At 36.3% G+C, this 8,862-nt stretch carries 7 protein-coding genes and 1 rRNA gene; 5 read left to right on the top strand and 3 right to left on the bottom strand.

Features of this window, described 5'->3' with window-relative positions; translation table 11 throughout:
- The first annotated feature begins 176 nt into the window (after window positions 1–176).
- Window positions 177–285, top strand: a 5S ribosomal RNA gene (rrf, locus tag BMW64_RS09290).
- Window positions 286–1,118: 833 nt separating this feature from the next.
- Here the strand turns inward: rrf and BMW64_RS09280 are convergent.
- The 3 genes from BMW64_RS09280 to BMW64_RS09270 form a co-directional block, all read right to left on the bottom strand.
- Complete coding sequence (locus BMW64_RS09280) at window positions 1,119–2,678, bottom strand: Rne/Rng family ribonuclease (protein ID WP_089999691.1); 1,560 nt, start codon at window positions 2,676–2,678, stop codon at window positions 1,119–1,121.
- Between the two features lie 358 nt (window positions 2,679–3,036).
- On the bottom strand, window positions 3,037–3,327 hold the full coding sequence (locus tag BMW64_RS09275) for an HU family DNA-binding protein (RefSeq protein ID WP_089999690.1): 291 nt from the start codon (window positions 3,325–3,327) through the stop codon (window positions 3,037–3,039).
- A 140-nt stretch (window positions 3,328–3,467) separates the two neighbouring features.
- Window positions 3,468–4,139: a LuxR C-terminal-related transcriptional regulator gene (locus tag BMW64_RS09270; RefSeq protein WP_089999689.1), complete on the bottom strand. Its 672-nt coding sequence runs from the start codon at window positions 4,137–4,139 to the stop codon at window positions 3,468–3,470.
- Window positions 4,140–4,316: 177 nt separating this feature from the next.
- On the opposite strand from BMW64_RS09270, the gene tssO reads away from it, so the two are divergent.
- The 4 genes from tssO to tssR are packed head-to-tail and all read left to right on the top strand — an operon-like array spanning window position 4,317 to window position 8,802.
- A complete protein-coding gene (tssO, locus tag BMW64_RS09265; RefSeq protein ID WP_089999688.1) occupies window positions 4,317–4,853 on the top strand; it encodes a type VI secretion system TssO in 537 nt (178 codons plus the stop codon).
- A 10-nt stretch (window positions 4,854–4,863) separates the two neighbouring features.
- Window positions 4,864–5,391, top strand: a complete 528-nt coding sequence (locus BMW64_RS09260) for a type VI secretion system transmembrane protein TssO (RefSeq protein WP_089999687.1) — start codon at window positions 4,864–4,866, stop codon at window positions 5,389–5,391.
- 59 nt (window positions 5,392–5,450) lie between these two features.
- Window positions 5,451–6,356: a PKD domain-containing protein gene (locus BMW64_RS09255; RefSeq protein WP_089999686.1), complete on the top strand. Its 906-nt coding sequence runs from the start codon at window positions 5,451–5,453 to the stop codon at window positions 6,354–6,356.
- A 46-nt stretch (window positions 6,357–6,402) separates the two neighbouring features.
- The gene (tssR, locus tag BMW64_RS09250) at window positions 6,403–8,802 is read left to right on the top strand and encodes a type VI secretion system protein TssR domain-containing protein (protein ID WP_089999685.1); all 2,400 of its coding nucleotides are present in this window, start codon (window positions 6,403–6,405) and stop codon (window positions 8,800–8,802) included.
- The last annotated feature ends 60 nt before the right edge of the window (window positions 8,803–8,862 follow it).

The raw sequence follows: 8,862 nt of genomic DNA, 5'->3' as shown, positions 1-8,862 counted from the left end.
CAACTGGCCCATAGCTATTAGCTAAAAGCCAGAGGCCAACAACAAGCCTTATAAGTGCGACACTGGTTTTGCCTTTGTGATGAAATTTACCGATAAATTATTCGATATTCCGAATTTAACATTCAATATTCAAATCTTGAATACCGAATCCGGAATCTTGAATATAATACAGCTTTTAGGGTGGTTTTAGCGGTGGGGCTCACCTGTTCCCATTCCGAACACAGAAGTTAAGCCCACCAGCGCCGATGGTACTGCGAATAGCGGGAGAGTAGGTCGCCGCCAGTTTTTTTATAAAAGTCTCATACAGCAATGTGTGAGACTTTTTTCGTTTATACCATTCAAGATTCAAGATTCAAGATTCAATATTCAAGATTCAAGATTCAAAGTTTAAGGTAAACAGCATACCCCAATGACAAAGAACCAGGGAAAAAGTAAAAAGAACCAACGAGAAGAACAGGAGATTGAAGATTTAACGTTTAAAAATTTAACGTTTAACATTAAATCACCTATTGCATATTATTTATTACCTATCATTCCATTACTCATAATTACGCTCATTAGGGTTCGATGGAATTTGGGATTAACATTCCACCGGGTTGTACCCGGTGCTATAGGATGGCGCCCCTTCAGGGCTTGCTTTAAAATATTATTCATATCTTATTCTAAAGGAATATAGGCATCGCATCAGGGGTTACTTAGATCAGGGAAAATTAGAAGTTTATAGAGAATGAGAGCATGGAGAAATAAGATCTTAATAGACTGTGATTTTATTGCTTATTATTAATAGCTCATCTTAATATCTTAATTCCGATTTTCAGCCGAAGATTTATTTATAACAGGCCAGTGCTAAATACCGACAAACACCCTAGCCTCGATAGGAGCGGTTACCCCACAGCAGGGAATGGCGTGTTAGGCCTTAGCCGGGAAAGCAATGGCGCGAGGAGTAAGAGCGGATAGCGAGAATAAGCTCCTGAAAAATATTATTGCATTATCCCTTAATATCGTGAGTGTGTAAGCGAGCTTCGTTTGAGATAGTATATTCGGACAAAAAATTGGTATTGAAATTGGAACTTTTATAGCAATAAAAAACCTCCGGCAGAACCAGAGGTTGTAATTTTTTAATTAGAAAATCCGATCAATTCTTCTTTTTTTGAATTGTAAATTCTATATTCTAAATATTTAAAAGAGTCTCTTGGGACTACAGTTACCCATTTTTTGTATTTCATGAACCATTTTGTCTGAATGCTGTTGAAACCTTTGGTAAGATAAGCTTCAACGAACGGATGTACATGCAGGTAAAGCTTTCCTTTTTCCTTTTGCATGATGGTTCTGAGGGTTTCCCCCATCCGTTCTACAATAACGATTGGAGCAACGATTTCTCCATCTTTATTAGGGTTTTCTTCCTTCGTTTCAATCTGTTTTTCCGGACGGTTTCTTTGTCTGGTAATCTGTATGAGTCCGAATTTGCTTGGAGGAAGTATTTTATGTCGTGCTTTATCACGTTTCATCTCTTCCCTGAGGTGTTCATAGAGCTCTTTTCTGTGCTCAGGATTGGTCATGTCGATGAAATCGATGACAATAATACCACCCATATCGCGAAGGCGTAGCTGTCTTGCAATTTCAGTAGCGGCCATTTTGTTTACTTTAAGCGCATGTTCTTTATTGACAGATGTTCCGGTGGTAATGTTATTTCCGGAATTTACATCGATTACGTGTAATGCTTCGGTGTGCTCTATAACGAGATAAGCACCTTTTGAGCTGGGAATGTTTACATGTTTGCCAAAGCTTTGTTTAAGCTGTTTTTCGACGTTGTAGTATTCCAGCAAAGGAATATGTGAATCATAAAAGTGGACAATATTCTTTCTTTCGGGAGCAATTACTTCGAGGTAATTCTTCATTTCACTGACCATTTGCTCATCATCGCAGGTAATACTTACGAAATCCTGGTTGAAATTGTCTCTTAAAATAGCTGAAGCTTTGTCGTCTTCGCTCAGAACTCTGGAAGGGACTTTATTTTTCTGGATATTTTTAAAAGTAGTTTCCCATTTCTGAATAAGCTGATTCATGTCATTATGAAGATCAGCAACTTTTTTTCCTTCAGCGACGGTTCTGATAATAACTCCGAAACCTTCAGGCTTGATACTTTCGATAAGTGTTCTCAGCCTTTCTTTTTCTTCAGAACTTTTAACTTTTTTTGAAATCGATACTTTATTGTCGAATGGGATGAGTACTAAAAAGCGTCCTGTGAGCGAAATCTGGGTAGATATTCTTGGTCCTTTTGTAGAAATGGGCTCTTTGGTAATCTGAAGTAAAACAACATCGTCTTTTGCAATAACTTTGTCTACAGTTCCGTTTTTGTCGATTTCGGGTTGTATCTCGAAATTTTTTAAACCTGAAGTATTTTGCTTTTTTGAAATGGTATCTTTCAGAAACTTGCGATAAGTAAGATATTGTGGCCCCAGATCCTGATAATGAAGGAAAGCATCCTTTTCGTAGCCGATATTTACAAAGGCTGCATTCAGGTTGGGGGCAAGTTTTTTTACTTTTCCGATAAAAAGATCTCCAACTATAAAATCACTTTTGTCCTCTTGCTCATGAAGTTCACATAGTCTTCCGTCTTCCAGCAGTGCAATCTTTGTAAGATCATCTTCATGCGAAACTATTAGTTCTTTCTTCATTTTATTGTAAGATAAAAATTGTTAAGAAGGTAGAAAACAGACATATATTTCATCATATAAATTTATCCTTAAGTTAAGAATTAGTATTGAATGAATAGCAATTTTTTTGATAAAATATAAAATCCTTTCATTGACATCTTAATAGTTGCAAAACAAAATATAGTCGGTGAACCTTTAAAATCTTAAAATCACCAACTATATTATATATTATAAATCTCAGGAAATGAGATTATTTTTTCTTGTGTCTGTTTGCTCTTCTTCTCTTTTTTCTTTTGTGAGTTGCAACCTTGTGTCTTTTTCTTTTCTTTCCGCTTGGCATAATTATAATTTTTTAGTAACTAGTTAATATTCAGTTGATTTATTTTACCTTAACTTTTGTTTTTACTTTCTCCACAAAAGATTTTGACGGCTTGAAAGCAGGAATATTGTGAGCAGGGATTTCAATAGCAGTGTTCTTAGAGATATTTCTTCCCGTCTTTGCTGCTCTTGTTTTAATGATAAAAGATCCAAAACCTCTCAAATAAACATTATCTCCATTATACATAGAAGTTCTGATTTCTTGCATAAAAGCTTCTACAACTTTCTGTGTTTCATTCTTTTCGGTTCCCAACTTATTTGAGATGGTGTTTACCAATTCTGCCTTTGTCATTTCCTTATTTTAATTTTAAATTTTAGGTGTGCAAATTTAGTTAAAAAAATTGAATATTAGCAAATTAGTGGCAAAATATTTTTTTATAAGCGATTGAAAATTGAATGTTTACTTTGTATTAAGATAACGTTAAATCCCCTTTACATGCTGGAATTATAATATCCATTCTCCACACAAAAGCGAATCAGGTGAAGTTTTGTTTTCAATCCAAGCTTTTCTGTGAGCCGGTTGATATAGGTGTCAATGGTTCTAGTACTGAGATTCAGCTTTTCACCGATTTCTTTATTACTAAAACCTTCGTAGCAGAATTTCATAAGCTGGATTTCTGTTGGTGAAAGCTCTTCCTGGCTTTTTTTCTGGCGATCCATATATTCCATTACTGCAAGAGGCTGCTGTTCCCATTGTTTAGTATAAGCTTCGTAATCGAAACTGTCTGCGGTTATTTTTCCTTTAATGATATCCTTGATGATATTGCTTTTTTTCTGACAATAAAAAATATTGGGAATTTTTGACAGGATTTCCGCCATGTCTTCCTGATAAGTTCCGGAATAGGTGATGATAGGCGTTTCACGATTACTTTTACGAATGTATTTGATGGCTTCGAGACCGCTTAATACCGGCATAAAAAGCTCTACAATGAAAACGTCTTCCTGTCTCCTGTAATTTCTGCTGATGAGCTCATGCCCGTTGTTGCAGTCGTTAAGAAGCATATAGAACGGATTTTCGGTAAGCATTTTGATTAATATTTTTTTAAAATAAAAATCACTGTCTGCTATGGAAAACCGCACAGTATTGGTCAATAATTTGCTCACTTTAATATCGATTTGGTGAATGATGATTAAAAATCAGATCACTAAATTATGAAAATAAGATGAAAGTGAAAATTAATCTTAATTTAATTAGAAAAATAATATTATATCATAGAAATACTTAAATTTTGTGAATAGATTATTTTTTTATAATTTCACAGACCAAACAAATCACAAACTATGTCTTCGAACCGGGAGAAAAAATTAAACAAGGCAGACGTCAGGATAGGCATTTGGAAATTTGTTCTATCTTTCATCGTTTTATCAGGTGTTTCCTTCATCTGTGTATTTTTCTTTTTTAAAAGTTACGACATCCAAAGACAGGGTATAAAAAAAGAAGCGGATGACTACCGCTATCTACTTACCAGAAGTGATCTTCTGCGAACTCATGTAGACAGCATACTTTACCGTATGGATCAGCTTGACATCAACAGGGTGCAGAATGATATTTTCCTGAGAAATGCCATCATGGAAGACGTCAGGAATGCAAGAGGTGCTATGGGGACAGACAGTGCAGGTAATTTTAAACACTATTCCATTCTGATGAAGCAGATCGAGCCGATGCTGGCCTTAAAAAAACAGATTATTGACGTTTCTTACAAGGAGCAGGTGGCGCTGAGAAATCTGAACGAATGCAAAGGGAAGATAGGAATCATCAACAGCGAGCTTAAGGTAGATCCTACCAGGAAGTTTTCAGGAATGAGAAGAAGAAAATAAAACGAATATTATGCAAGCACAAGTTACTCTATCAAAAAGAGAAAGGCATTACCAGTTTTTATATTTAATTCTGATGCTTTTAACAGCCCTTATTTTTATGGGAATCATCTTTTTAAGAGGATTTGAATCTCCTTTTTCAGATAACGATATCATCTCCGTACAATTGCTGGAAGAAAAGGCTAAATTCGATCAGAAGCAGAAGTCATCATTCAAGGTCCTGGACAGTACTTTTTCGATGATTAATAAGATTACCGATGAAGGTGCGCAGCCTTTTGAGGAAAACAATATTATGTACGGGATCAATGACGTTGCCGGCTACTACCAGAACGGGGAAAACATCAACGATATTAGAAAAGAGGCATATCCGCAGATCGCAGAATTTTATAAAATGTATTTCAACGACAAAAAAATTATTTCAAGCAAAACTGAGAATATCAAAAATTTTGAAAAACAATTTGAAGAATGCTCCATCGGCTTCAAGGAAAAGAAAAGTCAGCTTTTCCAGCGCGAGACCGTTTTGAATTCAAGATCTCAGTAAACTTTTTACACTAAGGAAAATTTTACACAAACACAATACACATCACACAATCATTAACTATGAATTACTTTCAGAAAAACAAGAAGAACATTATTATTGGTGTTATTGCAACATTGCTGATAGCGGCATTGGTTGCATTATGGCTGCAGAAGAAAGTGATACACTCTTCCGACGATATTTTAGGACTGGTCTATCCATCTAACCTGAAAGAGGGAGATACACTTTCATTCGAAGATAAAACACAGTTTGCCAAAACAAAAAGATGGAATTTCGGAGACGGAACCACCAGCGATAAAAGCAAAGGCATTCACTTTTACAACAGACCGGGATATTATCAGGTGACCTTGATTATCGATAATAAATATTCCAAATCTTTCCCTATCATTGTTTCTCCTAGGACTGTTCCTAAAAAGGACACTGTAAAAACGGTGACACTCATTGACGCCCCCTCTCAGGCTATGCAGTTTGAAAATGTGCAGTTCCGTGCCATTTCAGACGGTAAGCAGTTTACCTGGAAATTCGGGGAAACCGGAAGGATTGATTCTAAGGACAAATTAGCGATCTATTCTTATCAGAAGCCGGGTGATTATGTGGTAAGTCTTATTACCGACGAAACGGAAGAGCCTGTTCTTCACCAGATCAAAATCCTTCCTTACTACGATGCATTGGAAGATGAAGTGAGTGTGGAAGATACGTATGCTAAAATTGATAATGATTTCAAATATCATCTTCAGCAGATTGCCTACGGAAATAACTTCAACATGCACTACAATTATCTCTTGAGAACATACCTGTGCAACAATGAAAATACAGTTGTGAAAGTAAACGACAGTAAAGTCAATAATTTCTACATGTATTGTGCAGGACTTCAGTTTGACAAGAATAATGTCATTCAGACCGTTAAGGTGAATTTTGACGATGCACAGAACTGTGTTACGAAAGTAGACATTAACCAAAGCAAATAATCACGTCCTTTCAGGGCATCACACCAATCGTAAAATATAAAATAGGATGAAAAATAAACTTCCTTTAGCAGCATATTATATCGGAATTTCGGTATTGCTGACAGCCTGTCAGGTAAAATTGCCGTCAAAAAGAACTCCAGAACCGTCACATTACGGGCAGGTTGATAATTCACCTGTAGTTAATGGCTTTCCTAAAAAAGCAGTTCCATGGATTGCAATTTCGGATCGCTCCAGAAACACCGCTTATTTGGATAAAAGTGATGAAAAATCATATAAAGAAGTTAAATTTCTTGAACCATTAATGGTGTTAAAGCATCGCGACGGAATGGTAAAAGTTGCGGAATATATTCCTGATGCTTTAATGAAAAAGGTTTCATCTAAACAGGTGAAAACCTACGGCTGGATTCCGGAATCTGACCTCCTTTTATGGAGCAACTCGTTAAAAAGCGAAAAAACAGGATTTCCGGTTAAAGTTGCTGTAGTACCAAGCAACAGTGAGGTGATCAGAAATTCTGAAAGATATTATAAAAATGACTCGATCATGGTGTTTAATTCACCGAGTCTTATCGAACAGGCCAATGTGAAAATCCCGAATGGCCAGATGGTATATGTTTATAAACAGGCAGAAAACAATAAAAGATTTCTGGTAGGGAAAAATCCGAATATTAATATCGACAGTATAGGGACAAGCCTTTACGGATGGGTAAGTTCCAATGTTATTTCCAGCTGGGGTGAACGTTCTGCCGTCAAAATGAAAAATACTACAGGAATCACGGATACCACTTTAGGTATTCATGAAGGTAGTCCCGGAGGAAATGACTCTGAAAATAAAACTGCAATTCTTCTTACAGAAGTTAATAAAAGAACGCCTCTAGAAAATATATTCCCGGTAACTTTACCATTAAATGAAACACCAACTCCGGATTCTAAAACCAAATATTTTACGAATATTCTGGATTACAGCAAAAATTATGTTTTCAATGTTTTAGGTGAACCTATTGACTTTGAAAGATATAGAGAAATAACAGATAAGGATAAGAAAATAAACATTGTATTTACACTTGATATCAGCGCTTCCAATGCGCCGTATGCTCCCATTGTGAAATCTCTTTTGCAGGATTTACAGCTAAGGTTTGAAAAGCCTTCCTATTTTAATCAGGTGAAATATGGCGTGGTTTTGTATAAAAATAATCCGTGCGGTGATAATGTGGCGGTTTCTCCACTAAATTCTGATTACAGCAAGATTACAACATTCATCGATCAGAAAACCAATGAGATGAACTGTGCCAGCAACAGCGGATATCAGCCGGTAAACGAAGGTCTGATGGCAGCAGGAAATCTGTTGTCGAATTTCCCTGACGAAACCAATATTGTCGTTACTGTAGGGACTTCAGCCAACCAGAGCGGAAATATGTACGGCGTGATCAATTCCCTTACGCAGGCCCAGGCGAGAGTAATTATGTTTCAGACAAGCGCAAGATCATCGGATACCTACAATGATTTTGTTTTGATGGCTGAAAACGTAGTAACGAATACGGCTAAAAATATTGCCGAACTTAAAAAACAGAAAATCATCGATCAGAATGATGTTTTAACGAAAAATAATTTTAATCTCGTAGAAGGAGACGAAGGTTTCTTCTCGCTGGATTATCCAAAGCAGAGTATGTCTCAGGGATTTGTTATCTTCCCTAAAAAAGGAGATATTGCAACGCCGGGATATCTTAAAAAGTCTGTAGACAGCCTGATATCACAGGTTACCGTGGATAATATGACTTTAGATAAATCTTTAAATGATTACTTCCATTCATCAGTGGGAGCAGGAAGAACGAATGTAGATATGAAATACAAATATCTCTATCCGGGACTTACCAATCCTGTTCCTGCAGGCATTGCGGCGCAGCTCATCAATTATGGCAGCCCGTTTTTGGTAAAAGGATATATTCCGAAAGATCTTAAAGATTATAAGCCGGGACTTGAAAAAGGAATTTTGATCTCCGAAACAGAATATGATAATTTAAAATTATTCTATACCGAAGTTTATCAAAATACAGGAGCAGAAAGATCTGATTTTAGTCAGGCAAGGGCGGTAAGAGAATTTGTGAAACTGTTGAAGAAATACAATCCGACCTTAAAGTTCCTGGATAAAGGAGATCTTTATCAGCAACCGATGTCTTATGCTGTAGGAGTAAGTACGGGTTTTGATAATTCAGAAGAAGAGCTGATGTCAAAATACATGCTAAAAGGCTGGAAAAAGTCTAAAATTGTGACGAATGAAACGGCCAGAAACTATTTCCGTCATTATAAAGATCTGGCAGAAAGAATGCTTTCCCACAGGAATGATCCGGCTGTGAAAATTCAGCAGAACGGACAGACATTCTACTGGCTAAATGAATATTTCATGCCGACAATGCTGCCCACGGAACAACCGGAGTATACTAAACATTAATAACTTATAATATGAAAAGCGGAAATTAATTCCGCTTTTTTTATTTTTTTCCGGTAAATT

Source organism: Chryseobacterium taichungense (assembly GCF_900109935.1).
GTDB classification, from domain to species: domain Bacteria; phylum Bacteroidota; class Bacteroidia; order Flavobacteriales; family Weeksellaceae; genus Chryseobacterium; species Chryseobacterium taichungense.
Note: the sequence above shows the minus strand (reverse complement) of the source record. Positions and strands in the feature narration are given on the sequence as shown.

Coding starts and splice junctions, on each gene's coding strand:
- BMW64_RS09280 (WP_089999691.1), bottom strand. CDS start 2,678: ATGAAGAAAGAACTAATAGTTTCGCATGAAGATGATCTTACAAAGATT.
- BMW64_RS09275 (WP_089999690.1), bottom strand. CDS start 3,327: ATGACAAAGGCAGAATTGGTAAACACCATCTCAAATAAGTTGGGAACC.
- tssO (WP_089999688.1), top strand. CDS start 4,317: ATGTCTTCGAACCGGGAGAAAAAATTAAACAAGGCAGACGTCAGGATA.
- BMW64_RS09260 (WP_089999687.1), top strand. CDS start 4,864: ATGCAAGCACAAGTTACTCTATCAAAAAGAGAAAGGCATTACCAGTTT.
- BMW64_RS09255 (WP_089999686.1), top strand. CDS start 5,451: ATGAATTACTTTCAGAAAAACAAGAAGAACATTATTATTGGTGTTATT.
- tssR (WP_089999685.1), top strand. CDS start 6,403: ATGAAAAATAAACTTCCTTTAGCAGCATATTATATCGGAATTTCGGTA.